24 protein-coding genes are annotated in these 26,731 nt (G+C 50.4%); 12 read left to right on the plus strand and 12 right to left on the minus strand.

The features are described 5' to 3' along the window. Positions 1-11 precede the first annotated feature (11 nt). Positions 12-1,124, plus strand: coding sequence for a serine hydrolase domain-containing protein (locus B0I18_RS09905; RefSeq protein WP_106522519.1), 1,113 nt, complete (start codon positions 12-14; stop codon positions 1,122-1,124). Positions 1,125-1,208: 84 nt separating this feature from the next. Here the strand turns inward: B0I18_RS09905 and B0I18_RS09910 are convergent, their stop codons facing one another. After that, complete coding sequence (locus B0I18_RS09910; protein ID WP_106522520.1) at positions 1,209-1,403, minus strand: hypothetical protein; 195 nt, start codon at positions 1,401-1,403, stop codon at positions 1,209-1,211. Between the two features lie 432 nt (positions 1,404-1,835). Then, a complete protein-coding gene (locus tag B0I18_RS09915; RefSeq protein ID WP_219905955.1) occupies positions 1,836-2,423 on the minus strand; it encodes a pyridoxine/pyridoxamine 5'-phosphate oxidase in 588 nt (195 codons plus the stop codon). 118 nt (positions 2,424-2,541) lie between these two features. Here B0I18_RS09915 and B0I18_RS09920 point away from each other — a divergent pair, with 118 nt between their 5' ends. Further along, positions 2,542-3,228 (plus strand): hypothetical protein, encoded by a 687-nt coding sequence (locus tag B0I18_RS09920; RefSeq protein ID WP_146146708.1) that lies wholly within the window; start codon positions 2,542-2,544, stop codon positions 3,226-3,228. Positions 3,229-3,274: 46 nt separating this feature from the next. On the opposite strand, the gene B0I18_RS09925 is transcribed toward B0I18_RS09920, so the two are convergent. Beyond that, positions 3,275-3,769: a hypothetical protein gene (locus B0I18_RS09925; RefSeq protein ID WP_106522523.1), complete on the minus strand. Its 495-nt coding sequence runs from the start codon at positions 3,767-3,769 to the stop codon at positions 3,275-3,277. A gap of 298 nt (positions 3,770-4,067) precedes the next feature. Here B0I18_RS09925 and B0I18_RS09935 point away from each other — a divergent pair, with 298 nt between their 5' ends. After that, on the plus strand, positions 4,068-4,922 hold the full coding sequence (locus B0I18_RS09935; protein ID WP_106522525.1) for a helix-turn-helix domain-containing protein: 855 nt from the start codon (positions 4,068-4,070) through the stop codon (positions 4,920-4,922). 77 nt (positions 4,923-4,999) lie between these two features. Here the strand turns inward: B0I18_RS09935 and B0I18_RS09940 are convergent, their stop codons facing one another. Both B0I18_RS09940 and B0I18_RS09945 read right to left on the minus strand, forming a co-directional pair. Beyond that, positions 5,000-5,866, minus strand: a complete 867-nt coding sequence (locus tag B0I18_RS09940) for an aldo/keto reductase (protein WP_106522526.1) — start codon at positions 5,864-5,866, stop codon at positions 5,000-5,002. A 65-nt stretch (positions 5,867-5,931) separates the two neighbouring features. Further along, positions 5,932-6,804, minus strand: a complete 873-nt coding sequence (locus B0I18_RS09945) for a helix-turn-helix domain-containing protein (RefSeq protein ID WP_106522527.1) — start codon at positions 6,802-6,804, stop codon at positions 5,932-5,934. Between the two features lie 119 nt (positions 6,805-6,923). Between B0I18_RS09945 and B0I18_RS09950 the strand changes: the two genes are divergently transcribed. Continuing rightward, positions 6,924-7,814, plus strand: coding sequence for a helix-turn-helix domain-containing protein (locus tag B0I18_RS09950; RefSeq protein ID WP_106522528.1), 891 nt, complete (start codon positions 6,924-6,926; stop codon positions 7,812-7,814). A gap of 79 nt (positions 7,815-7,893) precedes the next feature. Further along, a complete protein-coding gene (locus tag B0I18_RS09955) occupies positions 7,894-8,727 on the plus strand; it encodes an SDR family NAD(P)-dependent oxidoreductase (protein ID WP_106522529.1) in 834 nt (277 codons plus the stop codon). Positions 8,728-8,743: 16 nt separating this feature from the next. Here B0I18_RS09955 and B0I18_RS09960 read toward each other — a convergent pair whose 3' ends face one another. The 3 genes from B0I18_RS09960 to B0I18_RS09970 form a co-directional block, all read right to left on the minus strand. Then, positions 8,744-9,649, minus strand: coding sequence for a helix-turn-helix domain-containing protein (locus B0I18_RS09960; protein WP_106522530.1), 906 nt, complete (start codon positions 9,647-9,649; stop codon positions 8,744-8,746). A 99-nt stretch (positions 9,650-9,748) separates the two neighbouring features. Further along, entirely contained in the window at positions 9,749-10,516 is a 768-nt protein-coding gene (locus B0I18_RS09965; protein ID WP_106522531.1) for an SDR family NAD(P)-dependent oxidoreductase, read from the minus strand. Between the two features lie 142 nt (positions 10,517-10,658). Beyond that, the gene (locus B0I18_RS09970; RefSeq protein ID WP_106522532.1) at positions 10,659-11,270 is read right to left on the minus strand and encodes an HD domain-containing protein; all 612 of its coding nucleotides are present in this window, start codon (positions 11,268-11,270) and stop codon (positions 10,659-10,661) included. Positions 11,271-12,012: 742 nt separating this feature from the next. Here B0I18_RS09970 and B0I18_RS09980 point away from each other — a divergent pair. The 3 genes from B0I18_RS09980 to B0I18_RS09990 all read left to right on the plus strand — a co-directional run bounded on the left by B0I18_RS09980 (position 12,013) and on the right by B0I18_RS09990 (position 16,593). After that, positions 12,013-13,278 carry a PKD domain-containing protein gene (locus tag B0I18_RS09980; RefSeq protein WP_181358413.1) on the plus strand — a complete coding sequence of 422 codons (1,266 nt, stop codon included), beginning with the start codon at positions 12,013-12,015 and terminating at the stop codon, positions 13,276-13,278. A gap of 253 nt (positions 13,279-13,531) precedes the next feature. After that, positions 13,532-15,442 carry a T9SS type A sorting domain-containing protein gene (locus B0I18_RS09985; protein WP_146146709.1) on the plus strand — a complete coding sequence of 637 codons (1,911 nt, stop codon included), beginning with the start codon at positions 13,532-13,534 and terminating at the stop codon, positions 15,440-15,442. A 359-nt stretch (positions 15,443-15,801) separates the two neighbouring features. Then, a complete protein-coding gene (locus tag B0I18_RS09990; protein ID WP_106522536.1) occupies positions 15,802-16,593 on the plus strand; it encodes a T9SS type A sorting domain-containing protein in 792 nt (263 codons plus the stop codon). Positions 16,594-17,093: 500 nt separating this feature from the next. On the opposite strand, the gene B0I18_RS09995 is transcribed toward B0I18_RS09990, so the two are convergent. From B0I18_RS09995 to B0I18_RS10010, 4 genes are all read right to left on the minus strand, one after another. Continuing rightward, positions 17,094-18,518: a T9SS type A sorting domain-containing protein gene (locus B0I18_RS09995; RefSeq protein WP_106522537.1), complete on the minus strand. Its 1,425-nt coding sequence runs from the start codon at positions 18,516-18,518 to the stop codon at positions 17,094-17,096. 372 nt (positions 18,519-18,890) lie between these two features. Next, positions 18,891-19,148 (minus strand): class I lanthipeptide, encoded by a 258-nt coding sequence (locus B0I18_RS10000; protein WP_106522538.1) that lies wholly within the window; start codon positions 19,146-19,148, stop codon positions 18,891-18,893. Positions 19,149-19,345: 197 nt separating this feature from the next. After that, the gene (locus tag B0I18_RS10005; RefSeq protein WP_106522539.1) at positions 19,346-20,092 is read right to left on the minus strand and encodes a LytR/AlgR family response regulator transcription factor; all 747 of its coding nucleotides are present in this window, start codon (positions 20,090-20,092) and stop codon (positions 19,346-19,348) included. Continuing rightward, complete coding sequence (locus B0I18_RS10010; protein WP_106522540.1) at positions 20,070-22,973, minus strand: sensor histidine kinase; 2,904 nt, start codon at positions 22,971-22,973, stop codon at positions 20,070-20,072. Before B0I18_RS10010 ends, B0I18_RS10005 begins: the two co-directional genes overlap by 23 nt. 237 nt (positions 22,974-23,210) lie before the next feature. Here B0I18_RS10010 and B0I18_RS10015 point away from each other — a divergent pair, with 237 nt between their 5' ends. The 4 genes from B0I18_RS10015 (at position 23,211) to B0I18_RS10030 (ending at position 26,651) form a co-directional block, all read left to right on the plus strand. Further along, entirely contained in the window at positions 23,211-23,903 is a 693-nt protein-coding gene (locus B0I18_RS10015) for a helix-turn-helix transcriptional regulator (RefSeq protein ID WP_106522541.1), read from the plus strand. A 79-nt stretch (positions 23,904-23,982) separates the two neighbouring features. Then, complete coding sequence (locus tag B0I18_RS10020; protein WP_106522542.1) at positions 23,983-24,375, plus strand: RidA family protein; 393 nt, start codon at positions 23,983-23,985, stop codon at positions 24,373-24,375. A 2-nt stretch (positions 24,376-24,377) separates the two neighbouring features. Next, on the plus strand, positions 24,378-24,950 hold the full coding sequence (locus B0I18_RS10025) for a YdeI/OmpD-associated family protein (RefSeq protein WP_106522543.1): 573 nt from the start codon (positions 24,378-24,380) through the stop codon (positions 24,948-24,950). A 291-nt stretch (positions 24,951-25,241) separates the two neighbouring features. Then, positions 25,242-26,651, plus strand: a complete 1,410-nt coding sequence (locus tag B0I18_RS10030; RefSeq protein ID WP_106522544.1) for a hypothetical protein — start codon at positions 25,242-25,244, stop codon at positions 26,649-26,651. Positions 26,652-26,731 lie beyond the last annotated feature (80 nt).

A 26,731-nucleotide genomic window follows, 5' to 3' on the forward strand; every position in this document is an offset into this window, starting at 1 on the left:
CCCACCTTTCCATGAAACACCTGTTGCTGATCTGTTTTGTTGGTGCGGCCCTTGGCTGCCAGGCACAGCGGAACACCCGGCTGGCAAGCCCTCGGGCTGGTCTCGATAAGACACATCCGCTAACCCCGGCTTTTGATCGCTTCATAAGTGACTATACCCGCAGTCATCCTTTTAACGGCACGATACTGGTGCAGCAAAACGGGAAGAAGATCTATAACCGCAGCTTTGGTTATGCCAACTTTCAATTTGATGTTCCGAATACCAACGATACGAAGTATAAGATTGCTTCTATCACCAAATTGTTTACGGCAGTCCTGGTGATGCAACTGGTTGAGCAGGGCAAAGTCGATCTGCAGCAACCCATCAGGACCTATCTGCCGGGCTATAAAGGAGCGGGTGGCGCAAAAGTCAGCCTGTTTCATTTATTGACCGCGACTTCGGGTATTGAGAGCAACGAGCGGGATGTGCAGGGCGACGAAATCCCTGCCATGTATGCGAAACCCTATACCACGGATGAGCTGCTGGACCTGTTCTGCAGCGGCAAACTGGAAACGGAACCCGGGAAGGTATGGAACTATAATAATGCGGATTATGTGATCCTCGGTAAAATAATAGAAGCCGTGTGTGGCCGGTCTTATGAAGCCGTCCTGCAAGAGCGTATACTTAATCCTCTGCAAATGACGCATACCGGTATGTTCGGGACAACGAAACTGATCCGTAACCTGGCTACGGTTTACGAGGTGAATGACAGCGCCAGGACGATCGAAGTTACGCCGCCTATTTATACCGAAAATTACTATGCCGCAGGTGGTTTGTATGCAACCGCCGACGACCTGTTGCGGTTTGCCAACGCGCTTTATGGCGGGAAACTGGTAAATGCCCAAAGCCTGGAAGCGATCATGCAACCCTATCTCGAAAATTACGGTCTGGGTATTTGGGTCTATGATCTGAAAGTGAAGAACGGGAAGTTGCGGATGGCAGAACGGCAAGGCGCCATATGGGGCACGCGGACAAGGCTGCTGCATATTTTCGATAAGGATCTTACCATTATTCTCCTGAGTAATGCGCAAACAACCGATATCGATGCGCTGCAGGCAAAGATGATCGGGCAGTTGCTGCAATAATGCCGCTACGCCCGGTTCAAATGAGGTACCGCCCGTACACGAGGTACAGGCGGTACAGGAAATCGATGAGGCGGGTGATCCCGCTTAGCCTACAGAGCTTCCCATTTGCGGCATAGAAGAGCCCCAGGGTACGTCGCAGGAGGTTTCGCCGCTTTCATAGCTGATATCGGCATAATACATACCGTTGTGGTAGCGCCAGCCGACTATGGTTCCTTCAGAACCGCCGGTTACCAGTTGTTGTTCGTTTTCAGACAGTACTTTAAAGTTTGTCGTTTTCATCGTCAAAGATTTAACCTGCCCTCTCTTGTCGCTGTGGGCTTATTATTCGGCGTGCACCGGTTTTATCCAGGTTGTGGGTGCGTCTTCCTGTTGTTGGGCTACAGGGTTAGGATCCGTTTCATGTATTCCTCTGCGGGAAAGGGAGTACGGCTTATGGCCGTTTTTTACTAAAGGGGCTGTTGCAGCACCCGCTATGCCGGCGCTTGCAGGTCAAAGATGCTGTTTCGGGTTGATTCGGGAGATCACTTTTTCAGGAAAGGGTACTTTTTATTTATAAACAATTAATTATTTTATTTTTTAATGACAGATGTTGCGGTTGGCAAGTATATTTTATGTCCCGGGGTGCGGATGCCAGGGCTGGGTACATAAAGTTCAGGCCCCGGTTTTATAACAAACGGGGCTAAGATGTCGTAGGGCAGGAAATAGCAAGGGTTAAGGCTGTAGTTTTATTTCGGTCCATTGATCACCCTCTTTCCGGAACAGGATCCTGTCGTGGAACCGGCTGTCGCTGAAGGTGAGAAACTCTATACGGACCGGTTCGATCGCGAAGGCGCCCCAGTTTTCCGGGCGGGCTACATAGCCGGTTTCTCCGATGTTTTGTACCAGCTGATCATAGGCCTGGTGCAGCGCTTGGGGGTCATCGAGCGCTGCGCCCTGGTTGCTTACTGCAGACACAATGCGGCTGTCTAGGTTGCGTTCGTCAAAGTAACGGTCGGCTATATCGCCGGGCATAAGGTGGGCAATGCCCTGGATCCTTACCTGGCGCTGCGTTTCGGGCCACCAGAAACTTATTGCGACTTTGTTGCTTGCGTTGATCTCTGCGCCTTTGCGCGACGACATACAGCCGGCTATTACGAACCGGTCGTCCCGGATCTCTTTAAGCGATACGAAGCGGGCGTTGGGAAACCCGTCCAGGCCTATGGTGGAAAGACAACAGGCGTAGGGCAGGCGTACACTACGCATTTGCATTTCTTCGTTTAAATAATGTTGGAAAAGAGCAGTCAGAGCGGTAAGGTTCACGCGTAACAGGGATTTATAATTATTTTCGAATTTACGGCATCCGCTGCAATAGCCGGCGTTGCTGCACATTTTTAACGGCGTAAAAGAAAAGACACGCTGGTTTAAACCAATAGGCTATATGAAACAGACGACTGATTACCTGCCGCTCGCCTTTTTACTCATTACGGCCTGCCTCTTCCTGCTCGTGTTTGGAAGACGCAGGCAAAAAGCGGCGCAAAAAAAAGGGAGCTTGAGCACCAGGCCACAACTGCCACCTATTCCGCCCGAGGCGCATGCCGGTAAATGGACCGAAGTGGACGTGCTGGAATGCGCTGTTGCAGCCGGTCTGCCCGATGGTATTATCCGGTTGCTCGGGGCACGCTGCGACGATCCTGTACTGCAGCAACACCGGCTGCATAAGGACTATGCCTGCCCTTATGCAATTACGGATCTTACAAAGCGGGAGCAGGAGGTCTATGCCATAGATCGCTTTAAGCCAATACTGGCTTATGCGCATGCCACTATTTTTGCCTACGATACCCTGAAGAAAGGTTATGTGACCTATGATATCGAATCGGAGCCCGATGTTGCTGCCGGGTGCCTCACCTGGGACGGAGTATTCGTCAGCGAAATTTTACGCTGGTGGGAATATGAAATACCGGATGCCGATATTATTTATATCGGGCATTATTTTGGCCTGCACTATACCGAACAGGTATTGCAAAGTATATATGCCCGGACCGATGGAAAAGGCTTTCCTACCTATAAAGCATTGAACGCATGGGAGCAGGAGATGCTGGCCGAAATTAAGGGTGTAATCGCGTAGCGAAAACAGGGGGCTTGCAATCCTTTACCCGTGCTTGTTGCAGCTGTTACGCCCTGGCCGTACGGTTTATCGTTCTTTGCTTTCTGAACTGGTACACCGATCCTGTAACAAACAGGATAAGAATAAAGAGCAAAGTCCTGCCGATCACGGGGGCGTTTATATCCTTGGCGAGCGGATGGCCTACCGGGACGCGCGTAAACGTCTCGTTGATGGTAGGCAGCAGGGAAAGAAAGAAGCTGAATGACATCAGGAAATTCTCGAAATAACGTGCCCGGCTCAGTCCCGCTTTGCGGGTATGCAGCAGGTAAGCGCCCAGCACCAGGATCATGATCAGCAGCGAAAATACATGCCCAGCATTAAAACCGCCATGTTTGGATATGCCCAGTGCGGTTACCGAGGTTACCAGGGTGCTGTAAAAATATACTTTGCCGCTAATGCGGCCCACATCGATTTTACCATACCGTACGAATGCCGTAAGCGCGGCCCCGATCGCAATAAGGCCGATGGCCGTATGAAAGATACCCAGGTTAGATAGTCCCATTGTTGAAAAGCTTTTATATTGTCATCATTGACATGGCAAAATTAGGATGCCCTGTAGCGGCGGCTTTGGTCGATCGGCTCAGTCTTTTGTCAATTTGGTCCAAATTGTTGCTACCTGTATTTTGCCGGGTACAGGCATATATATACCGTGCGAAAAATGTACGGCGCTTAAAGCAAAAAAAGATTTTATTTTACGGTACAGATGGTGGCAGGGAAGACGCGGGCAATAACAGGCGTAATGGAACCATGCCGGCGCAGGGCCGGTTTCCCGTAATCCTCCTTGTAAAAATGAATAGCGGATGGTAATCGATTATAAGAAAATGGACCTGTACGGGAAGTCCTTTATCCAGAAGGTGGTGTTGAAGACGCCATTCGAATTTGTCTTCCCGGTTGCGGAACAGGCTTGCTTCCTGTATATGCTGGAAGGGGAGATGGTCTATACTTCCGGCAACGATCCTCTTGTTATCCCGGCCAATTATTCCCTGTTCCTGAATTGTATGCATTCCGGGAAGCAAATACAACAAACCCAGACCAACCGCAAAGGCGAGCTGGTGATCGTTACTTTTCATCCCGATATCTTAAAGAAGATTTATGAAAAGGAACTGCCGGCTTTGTTGCAAAGGCCGGAACATGCTGTGGATAACCGTTCCAGCGAAAAGATCAATAACGACTTCCTGATACGGAAATATATAGAAGGGCTGCTGTTTTATTTCGAAAACCCGGCGCTGGTCAACGAGGATATCCTGATCCTGAAATTGAAGGAGATTGTCCTGTTGCTGGCGCAAACAAAAGACGCGGAAGCGATACGGGTTATTTTATCGCAGCTTTTTTCGCCCGTCACGTATACCTTCAAACAGGTAGTTGAAGCGCATCTGTTTTTACCGGTAAGCATCGAAGAGCTGGCGCGTAAAACGAACCTTAGTTTGTCTTCCTTCAAAAGGGAGTTCAAAAAGTTATACCAGGATACGCCGGCCGCATATATCAGGAACCAGCGCCTGGAGCGGGCTGCGGGCATGCTCCTGTCTTCGGACAGCCGTATTACCGATATTGCCTACGACTGCGGTTTTAACGACCTCGCCGGTTTTACTAAAAGCTTTCACGAAAAATATAAAATGACGCCAACGCGTTACCGGTCGCAGCAGCACGATCAATAAAACGGCGGTAATTGATAAAGCCTGTGGTTGCCCGGATGGGCGGCCACAGGCTTTAGGATGGTGTTGTTATAGTTTACTTAGACACTACCGGCTATCCCGTCCAGTTCGGCCATCTCCTGTGCGGTAAGCTCGATAGTCGTGGCGCGCATATTTTCTTCCAGGTGGCCGATATCGGAGGTGCCGGGTATCAGCAGGATATTGTCGCTGCGGTGCAATAACCAGCTTAGCGCCAATTGATGCATGGTCACCTGTTTACGGTCTGCCAGGGTCTGCAGCTTTTCGGTCATCGGGGTCATGCCGCCGCCGATAGGGAACCAGGGAATAAATGCGATCCCTTCCGATTGGCAGTATTCGAGTACGGGCTCCCATTGGCGGTCCAGCACGCTGTAGCGGTTCTGTACCGAAACGACTTTGAAAAACTGCTGGGCTTCTTTGATCTCATCCACCGAAACTTCCGACAGGCCCAGGTGCCTGATCTTGCCTTGTTGCTGGGCCTGGGCTAAATAAGCAAAGCTGATGTCAGCCGGTACTTTAGGGTCGATGCGGTGCAGCTGGTAAAGGTCGATACGTTCCAGCTTCAGGCGGCGCAAACTCCCGTCCAGGGCCTCCTGCAGGTGTTGCGGACTGGCATCGTTATTGATATCTGCCCAGGGTCCAAAGCGTACGAGGCCGCCTTTGGTGCCGATAACCAGCTGGTCCCGGTAAGGATGCAGGGCCTCAGCGATCAGTTGCTCCGAAGTGAATGGTCCGTACTGGTCGGCGGTATCTATGAAATTTACACCCAACTCCACCGCGCGTCGTAATACGTCGAGCGAGTTTTGCGGGTTTTCGGGCATGCCGAATATTTTCGGGCCGACAATGCGCATAGCGCCATAGCCCATACGGTTAAGCTCCAGGTCGCCTCCTAAGAGGAAAGTAGACGGAGTGGCTGACGATGTCTTCATAAGTTGCTTTTGTAAAGACAAAATTAGCGCGGTAAGGCTTTATGATCTGAAGACTTTTCAAAGCACTATTTATACTTTTCAAAGTTTTTTCTGAAATCCGATGGTGTAAGGCCGGCATGTTTTTTAAAAAAGCGGTTAAAGTAACTCTGGTATTCGAATCCCAGTCCATAGGCGATCTCTGCAATATTGTAACCGGTATAACCCAACAGCGACTTTGCCTCGGTAATTAATTGTTCGTTGATATGCCAGGTCGTGGACTGGCCGGTAGCCTTGTGTACCGCTGTATTGAGGTGGTTGACATGGATGGCGAGACGGTCTGCAAAATCGGAAGCCTTTTTAAGTTGTATGGGCTGCAGGGGCAGGTCTACGGGAAACTGTCCGCGGAGTAAGCCTGCAAACGCAGCGGCGATAGCGGATGGCCGGTCCTGGCTTGTTTCTTCCGCCGGGCTCATGCCGATCGTTTCGTGGAAGACCAGGTTCAGCTGGCTGCGGAAGAGGTCGTCTTTGCCGGTGTAGTCGGTATCTGCCAGGGCGCGCATGCGCACGAACAGCGCATGGAGGAAATGCAGTTGTACCTCGTCCGGGAAATAGACGGGCGATCGCTGTGCGGTAAACAAGCGGTTGGTCAGTGCCTTTAATGGTGCGCCGGCATTGGTAAAGGCTTCGTCGAATACACAGAAATAACCTTCTGTAGGCTCTGTACGTTCCGGTACGGTCCAGGAGTGCGGTACGAGTGGGTTGAGCAATACCAGGGCAGGCCGGTCGACGACGATCGGCTCCAGCGAGCCGTAACGCAGCTGGCAAGGCGGTCCGCCGGCAGTTACCAGGCTGATCTTATAAAAGTCGCGCCGGTTATACGATTCGAGCGTGCATTTGTTCTCACCGATGGCTGCCACCCGGAACTGGCCCGGTTTTGTTTTTCCCTTCGTTGCTTTCATGGTTCAAATTTATACATTTCAATAAATACAGCCAACTTGTGTTCCTTAGGGCCGGCGATTTTTTAGCGCAGCCAAATGTGTACTATTTAATACTTTTGCCTTAATCTTCTCTTTGTATTATGCCGGACAATAAGAGCCTCGAGACATTTTACGCGCATAAGTTTGCGGCCACACCGCCGCTGCCACCGGCCGGCGCCGGCGATTTTAATGTGTTCCACCTGGCGGAAAGTAATGGCGGCGCGCCTTATGCCCGCTACGACTTTTACAAGATCATGTTTATCCGGGGCGAACATCGCTGTCATTATGCCGATAAGAGTATTGCCATCCGGGGCAATACGCTGCTCTTCTTCAACCCTGTGGTGCCTTACCGCTTCGAGCGCCTGGACGAAGACACGACCGGTTTTTTCTGTCTTTTCCGCGAATCGTTTTATACCGAAAGCATGCGTAACGGTATACATGACCTGCCCATGTTCAAAAGGACAGGGCAGCCGGTATATGCTTTAAACGAAAAGCAGGAACAGGAGGTGGTTGCCTTGTTCGAAAAAATGCTGGAGGAAGTGCAATCCGGTTACCGGTTTCGCTACGACCTGTTGCGCAACCTGGTGTCGGAGCTGATCCACCTGGCCCTGAAGATGGAGCCGGACGAACAATTGTACGATCACCCGGATGCCAATGCCCGCATCACCGCCCTGTTCCTCGATATGCTGGAACGCCAGTTCCCGGTAACGGCCATAGGACAAAGCCCTGGCTTACGCACTGCCGGCGATTTTGCCGGTAAAATGGCCGTACACGTCAATCATCTTAACCGCGCTGTAAGGTTAAGTACCGGCAAGACGACCACCGCGCATATTGCCGAACGCATAGCCGCCGAAGCTACTGCCTTGCTGAAGCATACCGACTGGAATATATCCGAAATAAGCGACAGCCTGGGTTTTGCACAACCGGCACATTTTTCCTATTTCTTCAAGAAGCAAACCGGGCTTACCCCCAGTGCCATCCGTTTTGTTTGAATATCGATAGCATCTGTTGGAACCAGGTAAACACTGCGCTGTTCCTGCCTTTTACCTTTGTTCGGTTAAAACAAAGTATATGCAGAACAGTAAAGTATGGTTGGTTACCGGCGCTTCCAAAGGCCTGGGGCTGGCCCTGGTACAACAATTATTAGCCGCAGGGCACCGCGTGGCGGCTACCTCGCGTGATACGGACACGCTCAGGCAGGCCGTTGATCACAAGGGCGCCGGCTTTTTGCCGCTGGCGGTCGCTTTGGGCGATGATGCAAGCGTAGCCGCCGCAGTACAGCAGGTACAGCAATATTTCGGAAGGATCGATGTGGTAGTGAACAACGCCGGTTATGGTATCGGCGGTAGTATCGAAGAGTTGAGTGATAAAGAAACCCGCGATAGTTTCGATATTAATGTATTCGGTACGGTCAATGTGATCCGCCATGTATTGCCCCTGATGCGGGAACAGGGTACAGGGCATATCATCAATATATCGTCGATTGCAGGCATAGCGCCAACCCGTGGCTGGGCCATATACGGAGCCGCGAAACATGCCGTGGTCGGCCTTACCGAAGTATTGGCCGATGATGTAAAAGATTTCGGTATAAAAGTTACGCTTATTGCTCCCGGCGCTTTCCGCACCAATTTTAATAATCCGGACTCCCTGGTATTATCGGAAAGAAAAATAGCGGCATACGATAGCATACGTACTGCACAGGAGCGTTTTGCCGCTGCGAGTGGCACCCAGACCGGAGATCCGCAGCAAGCCGCCCGGGTAATGATCGGCCTGGCTGATATGCCTGAGCCGCCTTTATACCTGCTCCTCGGAAGCGATGCGTATGCCCGGGCTTTTCAGAAGCTGGACCTGCTCGCCGTTGCTTACCGGCAATACGAAGCCCTGGCGAAGTCGACCGACTATTGATCCTGCAGCGCCGCTATCAATTAAATCCGGACCTGAATTGAACCGGGGATAACAGGGTCTTCATCTTGAACAGCCTGCTGAAGGATTGCGGGTGTTCGAAGCCCAGCTGGTAAGCCACCTCGCTAACCGACAGGGTGGTGCCAGAGAGCAATTCCTTGGACCGTTCAATCAGCTTCTGGTGAATATGCTGCTGGGCGTTGAGACCGGTGAGGGAGCGCAGCATATCGCTTAGGTAATTGGGGGAGTAATGCAGGTGCCCGGCCAGGTATTGTACGGTAGGTATGCCATGGGTAATGGCTTGCTCCCCGGCGAAATATTGATGCAGCAAAGATTCCAACTGTTGCAGCAACTCGCTGGTTGCGACCTGGCGGGTGCAGAACTGCCGTTTGTAAAAACGTTTGGCATAACTCAATAACAGTTCGATATGCGCAATCAATACTTCGCGGCTGAAGTCGTCGATCCGGCTGTTCAGTTCCTGCCGGATATTGGTATAGATCGCATGAATGCTGGTTCTTTCCTCTTCCGAAAGGTGCAGTGCTTCGTTAGAGGCGTAAGAGAAGAAGCCGTATTGATTAATTTTTGCGGCCAGGGGGTAACCCTGCAGCAGGTCGGGGTGGAAGATCAGCGAGTAGCCTTCATTGTCTTCGTAGCTGGCTGCCCCGCCCACGACCTGGTTTGGCGCCGTAAATAAAATGCTGCCTTCGTCGAAATCATAATATCCCTGGCCGTACCTGAATTTGCCGGATAGTTTGGTAATAAAGGTGACCTTATACAGGTTGGTTACGTAGCTCTCCGGTAGCCGGGATCGCCTGGCCTGTATCGTCTGCGTGGCTATCATGGTGACCAGCGGATGCTGCGGACCGGGAAGGCCCAGGGTGCGGTGTATCTGGGCAATCGATTCCATCTTGGTTACTTTAGACATGGCACTTTATTTTTAGAGGATAACAACCAGGACCGGTAAAATCGGGTTACCGGTCCTGGTTAGAATGATGGTACGTTTTACAAGAGTTCCCGGCGCCTGTTACCAGGGCAGGATGCCATCCGGCCCGGTGAAGCCTGCAGTGGGACCATCGGTCTCCAGCGCTACACGTACCGGTTCGCGCGAACCCACTTCAATACTGTCGGTGCCCTGGAAGTTGTTGAGGGCAGTGGCGGTATAACCGGGACTGGTCGCGTTGACCTTGATGTTTTCTTTTTCCAGTTCCAGGGCAAAGGCCATCGTAACGGCATTCAGTGCTGTTTTAGAGGCGGCATAAACCACGCCGAAATGATCTCTTGCCCAACAGTCGGGATCGGCGACCCAGGTAAGCGAACCCAGGCCGCTGGATACGTTGACGATCCTTGCTGCTTTCGATTTACGTAACAGGGGCAGGGCAGCCTGTGTAACGGCAATAACACCGAAAACATTGGTTTCCCAAACGGTACGGACTTCGTCCAGGTCGGCGGTAACGGCCCGGCCCGCTTCCATAATTTCTTCCAGTGCACGGCCCGGTTTGCCGGCATGAGAGATACCTGCATTGTTGACCAGGAGGTCCAGCCGGCCTGCTGTGGCTTCGATGCGTGCCATGGCGGCGTCGATCGTAGTCTTTTGGGTTACGTCGAGCTCGATGGCATGCGCATGGTCGCCGAGCTGTGCGGCAGCGGCAAGGCCGCGGTCCATATTGCGTGCCCCTAGGTATACGGTGTAGCCATGGGCGGCCAGTTCTTTTGCGATCTGGAGGCCTACGCCCTGGTTGGCACCTGTTACCAGGGCTACGGGTTGTTGAGCGGATGCTGATTGATGTTCCATAAGATAATATTCCTGAATTTTTAAGGATACAAAATTCAAGATTAACCCGTTGCCGGACCTAACCGGATCAGGGATATCCATAACCAAAATGCATACAGCAGGTACGAAGGACTAGGTGCGTGTTGCAAGCAACCGGAACTTATTATGGGTTTAGCGATGACGGATCTTTTCTCAGTATGCCCGTTGCTACGCTTTCCTGCAACAGGTTTTCTGCGTACTGCCAGAGCGCGGCCGAGCCTTCCCCGATCGCTTTTTTCTTATTATAAACCGTTTGGAAGGGTACGTCGTACTCCGCCCAGGTGCCCCCCTTATTGCTGGTGTTCTGCAACAGCGGCTCGAAGCGGTCCATAGCCCGGGCAAACTTTGCATCGGCTGTAATGCCGGCTTCAAATTCTTCCCAGATGTCTATAAATTCCCGGGCCTGCGGTTCGGGCAGCATGCCGAAAATGCGCGCTGCTGCCAGGCGCTCTTCATCGGTATTGGTATGGTTTTTCGTGGTATCATAAATAAACGTGTCGCCGGCATCGATTTCAACCAGGTCGTGGATCAGTACCATTTTCAATACCCGCAGCACATCGACCGGCTGGTTGGCATGTTGGACCAGTACCAGTGTCATCATGGCGAGGTGCCAGCTGTGTTCCGCGTCATTTTCGTGCCGGTCGCTGTTGAATAACCTGGTCCTGCGCCGGATGTATTTTAGTTTATCGATCTCTTTAATGAAGGCTACCTGCTTCAGCAAATCTTCTGGGTGCATGCTTTCGGTATTGGATGATGAAGGTCAAAGTTACACCGGTAATAGTTACGATGAAGGTGTTTGCCATATCGGTACATTGCCCTTTGCTTCGTATTGCTGGTCCGTTGCCGGGGGGAAAAGCGTTATAGCTTACCGTTGTCGGCACTGGTGCGATCGTCGCGGCCGGGACCCGGTATACTTTGTCTTGCCGGCCGCGAATAGTTTTTGACCTTAGTACAAACAGAAAGACTGTAAGTCTCATAATGATACGCGTTAGTGATAGATGGGCTGGAAACCTGCGCCTGGCCTGCGATACAGCAATAGCGCAAGGACTTTGAGTTTTCTGACCTTACAATTTGTATGTAAAAACATCATTTATGCACGTTTTTAAACAGGCGTGTTTTCGTCGTTAAAAGTTGCCATCTGCAAGGCGTAAACGTAATGATGAAGCCCCGGGGATACAGGTGTAAAAAGCGGTACAATGATCTCCAGGAAAAGCCGGTTTGGTTCCTGGTATTTTGTTTTTTAATGTCCTGTAAAACTTTGTTTAAAAAGTATTTGTGTCGTTTTGTTTCTGTGCTGAAAGGCCTTCCGGGACAAGGTTTCAGCATAGCTAAAATTGTAATTACAGGTGGGCATAAACGCCGCGTGATTGGTACAGATGGAGGGTTCTGTTCCGGGTGTAATTGCTGTTTTGCTCCCGGTTTGCGTAACCAACCTTCATCCTTTATGCGCCGTCTATGGTCAAAAAAAGACCATTATTATGAACAGATTGAAGGGCATCGTGACCGTACTCGTTTTAAGTTTCAGCTCCCTGTACGCTCAGGGCAAAATCAAAAAAGTATTATTCATCGGCAATAGTTATACGTCGACCAACGACCTGCCGCTGATCATTGCTAAAATGGCTGCAGCCGGTGGCGACAGCCTCGTGTATAAAAAGAGTATAGATGGTGGGAGATGGTTCCGGCAGCATGCCACCGATCCGGCTACGCTTAATTTAATTGCCGAGGGCAATTGGGACTACGTCGTACTACAGGAGCAAAGCCAGGCGCCTGCTTTCCAGGAATACCAGGTGATACGCGATGTATATCCCTATGCCAAAAAACTGGACAGCCTGGTACATAAATACAACAAATGCACCAAGACCGTTTTTTATATGACCTGGGGCAGGCAGATCGGGGATACACAGAATTGTGCCAACCACCCCGAGGTCTGTACTTATGCCGGTATGGACGATCTGCTGCAGCTTCGCTACAGTAAGATGGCGGAGGATAACGCCGCACAGTTATGCCCGGTAGGCCGCGTATGGCGCAACATCCGGACGAATCATCCCGGTATCACGCTTTATATTCCCGATGGAAGTCATCCTTCGCCGGCGGGATCCTTTATCGCCGCTTCCGGTTTTTATACGATGTTTTTCGGCAAGGATCCCAGCCTGAATGCCTTTACCGGCGGGTTGCCGGTAGCCGATGCCAATATCATCAAACAGGCGGCCAAAGCGATCGTATATGATAGCCTGGCCTATTGGAAAAGGCATTCCCCGGAACCGTTGTCGGCCTTTTCGTATACGAAGCATAACAACGATGTCGCCTTTCATGCACCAACCGTAGCAGGTGTTACATACGAATGGGACTTCGGAGATGCGGGCGCAAAAGGTACTACCGCCGATGTTAACCATACCTACGCGCAGCAGGGAACCTATACGGTATGCCTGAAGGTGTATAATGCCTGCGATACTTCAGTTACCTGTCAAACGGTAAACCTGGGTACAACAGGCATTAACGGCAACAGCCAAACTGTGGCCAGGTACTATCCCAACCCGACCACCGGTATGCTGACCCTGGAGCTTCCTGCAGCCGGGTATCGCTATGCCGTCTACAACACCGTAGGGGCATTGCTGATGGAGGGACGACTGGCGCAGGCCAATGCGGGCCTGGATCTGCGTGCGCTGGCAACCGGTATGTACTTTGTACAACTAACGGATGTCGATCATAATGCCGAAGTGATCCGGGTGGTAAAGAGCCTGTAAACTAAGATATTGAAGTTGCAGTTCAGCCTGCAGCGATAAAAAGCTTTGAGACTAACCACACAAAGGCAGGGCTGGGTATCCGGCCCTGCCTTTGTGTGCGCTGATGATTAAACCCCGTATAAATGCTGAAACAGAACGGATCCGGCCCGGGGTAACCGGGCTCCTGTTACCTTATCGTTAGCTGCGGTTTTACATGCAAGGCTTTGCTTATTTTTACAGGTTTTTTGACCTTGTACCCTTAACCCTTTAAACCGTGAACCTGAAACTTTTACTTTTTGCAATGCTGTTTGCCTGTTGCTGCAGTTCCTTGCCCGCTCAAAACCTTCAATGGATAAAATCATTTGGTCCGAATACGACCATACAGGCAAATGCCCAGAAAATAACCCGCGATCCTGCAGGTAATATTTATATCGGGGGATCATTCCGGGGCACCGTAGATTTTGATCCCGGTCCCGGTGTATTTGAAGTTACGGCCAACCCCTTCAGCAGCGCTTATTTATTGAAGGTGGATGCCAACGGGAATTTCCTGTGGGTAAGAAGCTGGGCAGATATAGAAGTAAGTGGCCTGGAAATCGATGCTGCCGATCATTTATACGTAACGGGCGCCAATGGTCTCGCTAAAAAATATGCGGCAGATGGTACCCTGATCTGGTCGAAGACGATACCCGGAAACGCCGAAACCAGGGCGATCAAAATCCTGGATAACAATTTGTATTTCGTTGGCGGACTCGCCGGTACTTTAACCTACACTACGGCAAACGGCACGCAGACCGCCATCTCGAATGGGCAGCGCGATATCTTCATTATGAAGGCCGACACCAGCGGCCAGATCAAATGGCTGAAACAGATCGGGGGTGTCGACGACGACCGGGCATTTTGTTTAACAACAACGAGCGATGGTAAAATAGTGGTGGGCGGCACCTACCGCAATACTGTTGATTTTGACCCCGGTCCCGGCGTATATAATCTTACTTCTTTAAATGTGGATGAAGCATTCGTGGTACAGCTGGATACCAATGGCAACTTTCAATGGGCGGATGGCTTTATAGGTGCAGGCAACTCCATAGTCAATGGCCTGGCTACAGACAACGGTAACAACATCTACGGTGTAGGTTATTATACCATAAACCTCGACCTGGACCCTACGGCCGGGCAAAACCTCGTTACTTCGAACGGATCGGATGATATCTTTTACTTCAAGTTAAATCCATCCGGCAATGTGCTGTGGGGTAAGTCGATTGGTGGCTCAAGTAATGACTGGGGTTACCAGGTGAACCTAACCCCGGGGGGCGGATTAATTATCAGCGGCCGGTATTCGAGTGCCAATGTGAATTTTGATCCGGGCAATTCTAATTTTACGCACTCCTGTAACGGCGCCGGTAATGTTTATTTTATCAGTGCAGATGCTGACGGACAGTTTTTAAATGCCGGCTTTATCGAGGGTACGAGCTTGATCGATATCACCCAGTTGCGCATCCTTCCTGGTGGCGGCTTCCTGGTAACCGGCTCCTATAACTACTGTGGCAACGGCTGTGATTTTGACCCGGGTAGTGGTACGCAGGATCTGCCTGCGCTCGACGGGTTAGCGCGTCATGCCTATTTTGCGCAGTATAGCGACATCATGCCTTTACCGCTGCACCTGCTGCGCATTAATGCCGCCAGGACAGAGCAGGGCAACCTGGTGTCCTGGACCACAACGGATGAGGTGGGCGTACGCCACTATGAAATTGAACGGAGCTTTAATAGTATCGATTTTGAACAGGCCGGTATCGTTGCTGCCTATAACCGTACCGGTATCCACCAATATGGGTTTACTGATATTGACGGGGTGAACTATGGAGCAAGCGTATACTATCGTATCAAGATGGTGGACCGGGACAACTCCTATAAATACTCGAAGATCGTGTCGTTGACAGGCAGCAAGCCGGGCGATGGGATAATACTTAGTCCCAACCCTGTAACCGATATACTTGTTGTTGGCGGCGCGGCCGAAAACGATAAGCTGCTGGTGCGGGATATATGCGGGCATGTGGTGATGTCCGGTGTGCTGCATAAGCCGGCAGGTAACAGGCTTGATGTAAGGCAACTGCTGCCTGGTATATATATACTATCTGTGGTAAGAGCGGATGGGGCCGTAATCCATACTAAATTTACCAGGCAGTAAAAACGGATATCTAACCGGGATCGGTGAAACAGCCTGCAGCTACTGCAGGCTGTTTTGTTTGGTGGCAACGCAGAGCAGGTCCTATTACGCCGGTTTTATAAAAAAAGCGGTCCATCTTTAGGATGAAACCGCCGGGGTAAAAACAAAAAAACAATTTAAGTAAACGGATTATAACTATACTACCAAATTGGATGTTGTAGCGGAGAATGAAAAGCTAAATAATGTGAAATAGTATAAATTGTATGGGTCAGTGCGAACGACTGTTATTAATGGCGAAATAGTGTTAGCGTATTCAGTGTTCGTTGTTCATCAGGGCTATTTTTACTTTTTGAATCACTTTTTAAACTCAAAGTAGAACGATGAAACAACTTATTACAACAGCAGTACTATTGACAACCATGATTTGCAGCGCCTTTGCCCAGCAAAGAAAAACAGGAGTAAGAGCATACTGGATCACACCAGATACCGCAGAGCTTACCGTTGTGCCCTGTAATGACTCTTTCGACCTGGAGTTTTTGTTTATCAATGCAGGGCCGGATACCGTAAGGGTAACGGATACCTTCTTCTTCTTCGATCCTTTAACTCCGGACGGTAGGATTATGGGGGAGTACTTTACGGCGCCTGTACCCGCAGGCGATACCATAGCACACTACAAGTACAAAGCCAAGCTTTCGCAGATAGAACGGCTGGCTGATCCTGGTGATGACTATAATGATGTATTCAAGCCTTTCTCCGATGGTACCTACGCGATATATTGTGCTGGGGTGAGCTTTTATAACGCCGCAACGCCCCCGGCCGGGTATTTGCAGCTCGATGCGGACATTGCGCCGCGTGCTGCCGCCGCCGGCATTAAAATAGACTGCAAGACGGGTATCGACGACCTGTTTACAGGCCGTACTGCGCCCGGCCTGGCGATATACCCCAATCCTGCCAGCAGGACGATTGCTTTCAAATACAACTTTGCGAATACCGGCGCTACCGTTCGCGTTACCGATATTGCGGGTCGTGTGGTCCTAGATAAAGATTTCGGCAAACAATCCGGTGAGCGCGAGATTTCATTGGATGTTTCCGGCCTGACCAATGGTATGTATTATGTAGAATTGATCACGGATAAGCAACGCAGCGTGGGTAAAGTATCGATATCCAGGTAAAGTATAAGCACTGTGCGCTGCCCGGTGATTATGTATTGAGATATGAAGCAGTAGCAGCAGCAAACAGACGGACAAAGCCACCCTTGAGGTGGCTTTGTTGTTTATCTGCAGTGGTATTGTCTGCAGTACTGTGCCCCGGCCAGGAAGATAAAAGAGACTGCCGAAAGCCCTTTTGAAAGAGGAACGCAGGTAAGGACAACTGGGTGCTCATAAAGGCAGACTGCATTACCAAACAAAAAAAGGCCACTCCGGGGAGTGGCCTTTCGGGGCATTTGCCCTGCGCTTCGGGTATACAGCAGGAAGCGCTTACAGCAACAGGCCGATGACATTTTTAACCCCAGTTGCCAGGATTGGCGAGAGGTTGCTACAGATGTTATCAGTAATAGTTGGCGTGTGCAAAGGGCTGTTGTCCTGCTTCGTTACGCTTCCCGGCTGCAGGCCGGAGGGGCATCGTAGAAGGTATGCAGGATATTTTCAGCTTCAAGAGTAGTAGCGCCGTACTACCGGGTTATTACCATACGCCGGCTTGCTATTTCCTGTCCGTCGACATACAAAGTATAGAGATAGGTGCCGGGAACCAGGTCGCTGCCTTTTACCAGGATGCTGCCGGTACCTTTTTCGTTGAGCTGTCTGCGGAGGACTTCTTTGCCGTTCATATCGAAAACCAGGATAAAACCGGATTGGTTCATCTCCGTGATCCGGTACCCGATACGGGTTTCGCCGTTAAAGGGATTAGGCGTATTCTGGTACAACTCGTTGTCACTGCCTGCCGGCGGCGCAGGCATGTCCATTTTTTTGCGTAAAGCGGCCATTTCATTTTTCAAAGCGGCAACTTCCTCCTGTAATGTGTTAATAAGGCCGTTGGTCTTAGCCAGGGCATCCAGGTCGATCCGGCTATCATAGACATAACCCTGTTTGTCGATCACTAGGATATTGCCCTTGCCGGGTTCAAGCCGCTCAAACCGGACATCGGAGCTGGTGAAGCCCTCATCCGGGTTGAAGCCGGAACAATTTACATGCAATAATGCCGTGGGCGTTGTTGTATTCCAGCCCAGGTTACCGGAACTGGTAATGATCCCGCGATCTGTGGCGCTGGATTGGATCCTGATAGCATTGGGCGTAAGCGTGCCAAAAATGTTATTGCCATTCATGATATTGTTGCCCTGCACTTTCCAGTAACACTCATCCGAACAGCCGGAACAGGCAACATCTTTACAACTGGCATCTCCGAAAACCAGGACTGGCGTAGCTGCGCTAAGCTGTACGCGCGCGCTCATACCGGTGAAGTTATTGGTGGTGATAACCGGGTCTACGTAAGCGCCGATCCGGATCGTTAAGGTATGGATACCCGCGCTGAGCGTTTGGGAAAATGGAGTGATGCTGAGGGCGTTGGTATAATTGGCGCCATTGGTTACCTGTGCGGGATAGGCTACCGGCGAACCATCTACCAGTACCTGGTACACCCAGTTGTCGGCAAGAATGTCGATACTGAAATTGATTTTTCCGCCACAGGTCCGGAAGCTACGCGAAAAGTCGATGATGTAATTATTTGCATTGCTGGGATTGTTGCTGGCTGCGGGAGTCGTAAAGCCATTGGAAGCCATATTCTGTGTATAGCTGACCCACTGCACACTGTTGGGCAGGTTGCCCCAGCCGGGAAATTTATTAACGACCATTGCCGGTACCGGTGCCGAATACACCGGTGTAACCGCGGCAGCCATTGCGGGCGTCATAGCCGAAACGGTCCAGCCGGGAGCGGCGTTGCCGGCAGTGGTAATCGACGTGGTGGTGGTGCCGCTATACCCCGTCGAGATGTCCAGCGAATTGGTGAAGCACTGCTGCGCATGGATAATGCCCGAAGTTAAGGCTGCGAATAAAACAAGTGCAGCACGCTTTCTTAATCCTGTAGTAACTGATTGGATCATGGTTTTGTTGTTTAGGTTATTATTATTGGCTCATGGAGACTGGTAGGGGCGGAGCTGGTAGTTGGTTGTTTTTTAGGGCTTTGGAGTTGGTTCCTGGCTTGGTATTATGCGGTTGCTGTGCGCAGGGCCCGGGGCTGCGCCGTTGTTCATTCCTGTTGTCTTTACGGAAGGGCTAAGGGGCCGGGAATTGTTTGTCCCCGATGTTTGTCATCGTATTTCATAGGTAATAGAACATGGGGCATGTGGTATAACAACTTGAGGCCACCAGCCTGCGACAGGCAATCCGGGGTACTGGAAAACGGTATTGGTATAACCTGGTAAAAACAGTGGTCCTGGAGGAATGTCCTGTTTTTACCAGGTTTATTATTTGTCTTAACCGCAATTCATCAGGGTCACTACACAACAAACACCGAGGGGTCCCACTACCGAGGCGCATGCCGAAGCCTGCGTGCAGGTCGGTCTTTGTGATACGGTGCAAATGGCACAGGGAGAAGTTGGCGTAGACGGACAGTTCGTTGGCGGCAGGGAATTGCCAGCGCCACCGGTAACGGTTTCCAGGTCATTCAGCAAACTCACCGTCGTTTTGCGTAAAAACAGCTTGGCATTTAATTCGATTTTTTTCTTTTTCATAAGATTTTTTTTGAAAGGTTTTACATTGAGCTTAGATCTAAACCCGGCCAACCCGGCTTGGATGCTTACCGTAGCCGGATCGTTGAAAAGCTTACCGGTACAATGATAGCGCTAAATAAAAAACCTTAAAAACGAAATACGCCATTGTGTAAGCTGGGTTCGTAGTCCTGCAGAATATCCTCTTTTGTATGTTTTGTTCAGATGCCGTTGCGCAGCCGTTCCAGGAAAGCGTCTTTTTTACCGGCCGACACTTCTACGGTGCTCCTATCCTGCATCACCACGCTGCCCCCTCTGCCGCGGATATACCGGACCAGGTACTGCAGGTTAATGATATGCGAGTGGTGTACCCTGAAAAACTGGCCAGGCGGCAACAGCATTTCACATTCTTTGAGCCGCATGCTTGTCAGTATCTTTTTACCATCGGTGGTGTAGAAAAAAGAATAGCTGTCGGAGGCCTCGCAACGGATAATATCCTGGTAGTTGAGAAAAAGATAACCATCCTGCACCGGGATGCTGATCTTGGTATTGTTTGCCGGCTGCAGGTTTTGCAGGTATTTGACCAGGTAGTCGTTAGTTTGCTTCTGGCTTATGCGTTGCTCGGCCTTGGTTACAGCCTGTTGCAGCGCTTCGATGTCGATAGGCTTCAGGAGGTAGTCCAATACGTTTTCGCGGAAAGCCTGGACGGCATACTGGTTGTAAGCCGTTGTAAAGATGACTTCGAAAGTAAGGGTATCGAATTTCTTCAGCAGGTCAAACCCGTTGCCATTGGGCATTTCAATATCCAGGAAGATAAGGGATGGTTTGTATTCCCGGATGACTCTATAACCCTCTTCGATATTGCCGGCAGTGCTGCAAATCTGAACCTGCGGGCAGTACAGAGCCAGCAGCTTTTCCAGGGTATCTGTATTGGCCGATTTGTCATCAATAATTACGCTCTTGATCATAGTATTTAATAGGAAGGTTAATAATAATCCTGGTACCGGTACCTATACTGCTTTCCTGCTGCCCGATATCGATTACCTGTATTTGTATGGGCGGCGCACCCGGCGCCAGCTGGTTGAGTGTTCGTATCCGTTTGTCGGTTATCGATATGCCTTTCGCCGCGAACTGCCGGCCATGCTGTTGTTTTAATGCTGTGCCGGCTTTTATGCCGGGACCGTTGTCGGCTACGATGCATTGCAATACCTCCTCCTCGTCCAGGAGCTTAAACGAAACGGTGAGTTTGCCTTTTATGCCAGGATGGTCCAGGCCATGTTTTATCGCGTTTTCAACAAAGGGCTGTAATACCATATTCGGGATCATAAGCTGTGCGGGGTTGATACGCGGATCAATATCGATCGTATAGTCAAATGCATCCCTGGTCTGTAAACGTTCCAGCTCTATGTAACGGGACAGGTACCGGACCTCCTCTTCTACGGAGATAAAGATCCGTGCGGCATTATCAAGCGTTTCCCGGACAAGCTCGGCAAAGCGGGACAGGTAAAAGTTGGCGCGCTTAATATCTCCGTCGATAATATAACGCTGCATCGAGTTAAGGCAATTAAAAATAAAGTGCGGGTTCATTTGGGCCCGCAGCGCCATTTGCTCGAGCGATTTTATTTTGTGGTCCATCAGGAGTTGCTTCTTCTCTTTCCGGTGCGACAGCAGGATGATATAACGTACCACCAGGGTGATGATAAGCACGCCTGCCAGCGCCAGCACGATTTTAAACCATGTGGTTTCCCATAGGGATTGTTCAATTTCAAAATGGTACCGCAGCGGCTTGCTCTCGTCCCGGAATTTATTGATCGCGATCAGCTCGAGCGTATAGTTTCCCGATGGCAGGGCGGGGTAGGTGAGTACGGCCTCCCTGGTGTACTTCCAGGTGTCGTCCAGACCCAGCACCCGGTATTTATACGTGATATCACCGCCCGAGAGGAAAGAGATACCCGAATATTCGAAGGAGATGTTGTTGTCTTTGTGTTTCAACAGGAGATGGTGTTGCCGGGTATCTTCAGGCTGTCCTGAAACGATAATGCCCGTCATGTTCAGGTAACAGGTGCCATGCGTCCGTACCGTTCTTTCGTCAAACACGGTGATGCCAACCGGAGTACCTATATAGACAAAATGCCCGTCCACGTAAATCGTATTTACAATGTTCGAATTTAGCCCATCGCTTGCTGTTATATTCGAAACCACTTTATAAACGCCGGGTGTAATATCAACCTGGTTGAGGCCTTTTTCCGAGCCTACCCAGAGTTTGTTGCCGGATGCAAAAAGACTGCTGCACATATCGCTGTTGAGCCCCGATGAATGGTCGAGCCGGGCGATAATTTTGCCGGCCCTGTAACCGTATACACCGCCGCCGTTCGTCCCGATCCAAAGCGTGCCGTCGTCACTTTCGGCGAAGGTGCTGATATTATTTTTGAATGCAGGAAACTGCCGCCCCATGTCTGTAATCGTATTGCCGCCGGTAGTCGCATACAGGCCTTGAAGGGTACCGATATAGTAGATTGCCCCTTGTTTATAGGCACAGGTTGCCCGATACGGGTATAGGGTTCTGATCAGTTTTTTATGTCTGGCATTCATCTCGAATACGCCAAAGCAATTGGCAGAAAGCAAGGTGTCCCGGAGTACTTGTATGGTTTTGCCCCAGAAGGAGGGGATGGTATCCATGCGGGCGATGTTCAGAAAGTCGGAGTTGGCGAGCTGGAATAGGGTTCGCCCCGGTAATTGTTCTAAAAATTGATCGTTTGTAATAACGGGTCTGGTTGTATTACTGGCCTCTTGTTGAAAAAACAGGTCGTTGACCGGATCAAACTTCCAGTATTCGTTATTCTTGGTCCCTATGCAAACGGAAGAGCCAACTTTATGAATATCGCAAATATAGGTGTCTCCTTTTATCCTGTTTATAAACAGGTTTTTGAACCTGTTGGGACTGATTTTAAATACGCCCGAACCCTGGGTGGAAAACCAGAGATTTTGTTCCCGGTCTTTGATCACCGCGTTAATAATATAGTCGGAAAGATAGCTGGCGGAGACGGTATTTTTATCCCGATCAAAGATGCGTAGGCCCTTGTGCCGGTTGTAAATGATGTATTGGTTGCGGTTTAAAAAAACCTGTCTCTGTTGCGCATAGGGAGCATGTATATTTTGGGTCCCGGAGGCTGACATGAAGATAACGCTATCCCAGCCGGCAAAGGCATAATAAGGGGTGTCTGCCGGTGCGGATTGGTACAGGAGAATCCAGTCAGGTCGAACTGCATTGCGGATTTTGCCGGGCAGGTTCACAAAATTAAGCGGGAGCTGACCCGAAAAATTTTTAATGTTAAAAAGTACAGGCACGGACTTTTGTGAATTAAGCGCACCCCAGGGATAGGTAATCACATTGCCTGTCCGTTGAATTACATGAGTGATATAGGGCTCCTGTATGATGATATCGCCATCCGGGCTTTCTGCTATCGAATTCCAGCCGCTATGGATGTCGATCTTTTTTAAAATACTGTCGTTGTCCCGGTTATGGATTTTGCCACCGGCATAATAACATATTGCCGGTTTGAAGGTCATGAGCCATAACCTGCCGCGGCTATCCTCCCAGATGTTCAACACCTGGTTGCTGGGCAGGCCGTCGGCTGTGGTAAACGTTTTAAACCGGCAACCGTCGAAGCGGTTTAACCCTGTTTCGGTACCGAACCAGATAAATCCGTCCCTGGACTGGCACATATTGTATACCGTCGAGTTGGCAAGCCCGTCTTTGGTATCATAACGGGTATAACTGAATTCCTGGGTAAAGGCAGGGGATAAGAAAAGTGTATACCACAGAACAGTCAATAATAGGTTGCGCATGAACCACTGGTTTGGCGGAAAAATAGTTTTTTTTTGTCAATCATAAACTATTTATGCAATAAGATAGTACCCGGGCAGCTTTTGCGGATCCGCAGCAGCAGCATGACGTTCATCCCGCAGGGGCAACCATTTGCAAAACCAATAAGACATGTTGTACATTTGACCCTGAACGTAAAGACTGCTATCCGCCCCGGGACCGGTGTGCGGATGTCGCTTTTGGCCACAAAAGGAACGCCTATGAATGACAACGATACTAAAAGACTTTCGCGGCTGGTTGCGATCCTGACGCAATTGCAGACGAAGCGTTTACTGACGGCCCCGGGTCTTGCCGATAAATTCGGGGTAAGCGTAAGGACCATCTACCGCGACATCAGGGCGCTGGAGCAGGCCGGCGTACCCATACTTACCGAAGAGGGCAGGGGGTATACCCTCATGGATGGATACCGGATCCCGCCGGTCATGTTTTCCGAAAGCCAGGCCAATGCGCTTATCCTTGCCGAACAATTGGTGTTGAAGAATAAAGACACTTCTTTTATCAGGGACTATACGGAAGCGGTAGATAAAATAAAGGCTGTTTTAAGACAGTCAGAAAAGGATAAGGCCAACCTGCTGGCCGACCGTACCCGTTTCGAGCAAAACCTGAACCGGGAAAGAAACAGCAATAATATATCGCAGCTACAAAATGCCCTGACCAATTTCCGCCCGGTTAAAATAGAATATACCAATGAGCAGCACAAAACTTCCGTTAGGATTATCGAGCCCTTTGCCCTGGTCAGTACCACTGAAAACTGGCTCCTGATCGCCTGGTGCCGGTTACGTATGGAATTCCGTTTTTTTCGCCTCGACAGGATCCGGCAAATGGAAATACTTACCGGCAAATTTGAACCGCATACCATGACCCTGCAGGAGTATTTTGATAAATACCACTGAGTTTTTTTACCCCTGACATAAGGCTGTCGCGACCCCGTTCTAGCTTTGCACTATCAATTAAAAATTAATAGTCAGACAAATGGAAAAACAGACTTTCGATCCCTGGGAATGGGGCAAACACACGAATTCGGTTCAGGCCGTTGAAGTAAAAAACGTAACGGGTACGCTTTATTGTTCGGGCCAGGCGGCTGTAGATGCTCATGGCGCGCCCAGTGATGCAGATATGCGCACACAGCTTATCCAGACCATTCAAAACCTGGAACAGCTGATCAGCGAAGCCGGCTACGACTGTAAAAATATCGTCAGGTTGAATGTGTACACCACATCCACGCAAACGTTCTTCACCACCTGTATGGATGTTTATGTACCCTTTATTCAAAAATATGGTATCCGGCAAGCGATGACGCTGCTCGAAGTAAAAGGCCTCTTTGCCACTTTGAGCGTAGAGCTGGAAGCTACCGTAGTCAAATAGCCATGAACGAAACAACAATCTTTTACCCGGCAAGCCTTACAGCGTGGAGAACGTGGTTGATCAAAAACCATGATTCGAAACAAGCTGTATGGCTTGTTTTTTATACCAAAGCATCGGGCAAACCGACGATCACCTGGAGCGAAGCCGTCGATGTGGCTTTGTGTTTTGGCTGGATAGACAGCAAGAAAGTTAAGATCGATGAAGAAACGGCGCACCAGTTCTTCAGCAGGCGGAAACCCAATAGTACCTGGTCGAAGATCAATAAGGAAAAGGTACAGCAGCTTACTGCAAAAGGGCTGATGGCAAAGCCGGGCCTTGATAGCATCGAAAAAGCAAAGCAAAATGGTTCCTGGACGATACTGGATACCGTGGAGGCGCTGATCCTGCCTGCCGACCTGGAAACGGCGCTGGCTGAGCATCCTGGTGCAAAAGATTATTTCCTCGGTTTAAGCAGGACGATAAAGAAAATGATGCTGCAATGGATCGTACTGGCCAAAAGATCGGAGACCCGCCAAAAACGGATCGATGAAATAGCGGTCCTGGCCGGGCGGCAGCAAAAGCCGAAGCAGTTTTAAAGAGGGCCGGAAGGGACGGTAAAATTGTTCCTCTGCCGGGAGCTTACCCGGCCTTCGTCCTGTTTTTTGAGCGGGATATTTATTGCTCATTTGGAGTAGTTTAGCGTGGGGCATAGTACGCTTATGCTTCCATATGTACCGTTCATGTCCCGATATGCCCCGTTTATAAGTCAGTTTAAGGATTCCCGTCCTGTGGTTGCGGTTATCTGCCCCTTTTTATTAGCTTTGCCGGGGTCGATCCGGTAATACATCCACCCCCGGAGTTTAGCGGCCCGCTATAAATCCATAACCATGCAAAGGCTTGTTCTTGCCGTTTTACTGTTTACCCTGATTGCCTGTTCCCGTACCCCGGCCGGCTCCGACCGGCTAGTCATTGCACTTGATCCCGCAGAAGGCGTATCCTGTATTAAAAACATGGAATTGCTGCATGCAAACGCAAATATCCCGCCCATTACCTTTGTATTCGCGGCGCAATACCGGAAGGACTCTGCCGAGATCATCCGGTCCCTGTCGCTCCGCGACTACGATGCTACCTATACCTGGTCCGATTCTTTATTCCATCTCCGCAGTATGCAGGGACACTCTGCCCTGAACCTGGTGAGCAGCAATGGTGATACCCGGTTCCGGAAGCAATTGAAGCTATTCACACAGGAAGATGTCATAAACCTGCAGCGCCACCGGGCGCCGGTATCCGATACCTTATTGCTGCCGGAGCAGGTAGCGCATAATGCTTACGAAACGATGCTGACCGACGGCAGCCGGCTTTATTTCTGCGATGCCCAAAAAAAGAAAATAGACGTGGTCAGCCTGCCGGATGGCAAATACCAAAAGACGTTTACAGTTGGCCGGCAGGATGTGGAGGCAGCTTTTGACCTGGCGCTGGGTAAGGGCGCCTATGCGTTGCATAAAAAAGCGTTGGCCAGTTTAAATACCCCGGACCAGGAGGTGTTGCAGTACTGTTCTTTATCCGGCAACGGGCTGGTAGCGGTTGCCGCCTATGCCTGCCTTGCGGCTGCCGGTGGGGCCGATACCGCCGTGACGCGCTTCTATGCAGTGCATACCTTCGGCGACAGCGCCGTGGGTACGATGGTCTTCCCCGGTATGCCTTTGCTGCATAAAACGTTTTTACAGGACCCGGGAGAACAGATCCGCTGTGTGCCGGCTGTTCACTATTATAAAGGCGCCTGTTTTGCAGGCATCAGGAAAGCTGATACGGTAAAAAGCCTGCATGGTAACCGTTTCCTGGCGAAGCTCAGCCCGGAACAGGGACGCTTGCGGTTCCTGGAGATATTTGACTACCCGATGCCCGATATTTACAGGAATGATGATCATGCATTACCCCTGTTCGATAAGGCCTATTGTATGTTGCCACTGGCCAGTAAGATGTATAGCCTGGAAGGGCAGGCGCCTGTCGATATAAGGGGCTTGACCTTCAACGCCGGCCCGGACCTTCCGGCGCCGCCCGATAAGTATATTGCCGAGTTCAGGACCGGGGCCGACCAGGTAACGCTTATTTATTATGTTACGGCGCAACGCCAGTATCATTTGCTCCGCTACGATCTTAAAAAAGGGCTGATCCTCTTTGACCAGATTATTCCTTCGGGAACTCAAAAGCCGGTTATTGACCCGAAGGACAATAACTATGTTTATTACCGGGTAAAGGATAACCTCGTGGTACGGCAGCATCACCGCTTCTTTTAATACCCGGCGGCTTATCGCCGTTCCTGTACTGGTTCGCAATTTGCCTGCCTGCCAAAGGGCAATTACAGGCGATCTGTGCC

The organism is Taibaiella chishuiensis (assembly GCF_003014535.1).
Lineage (GTDB): Bacteria > Bacteroidota > Bacteroidia > Chitinophagales > Chitinophagaceae > Taibaiella > Taibaiella chishuiensis.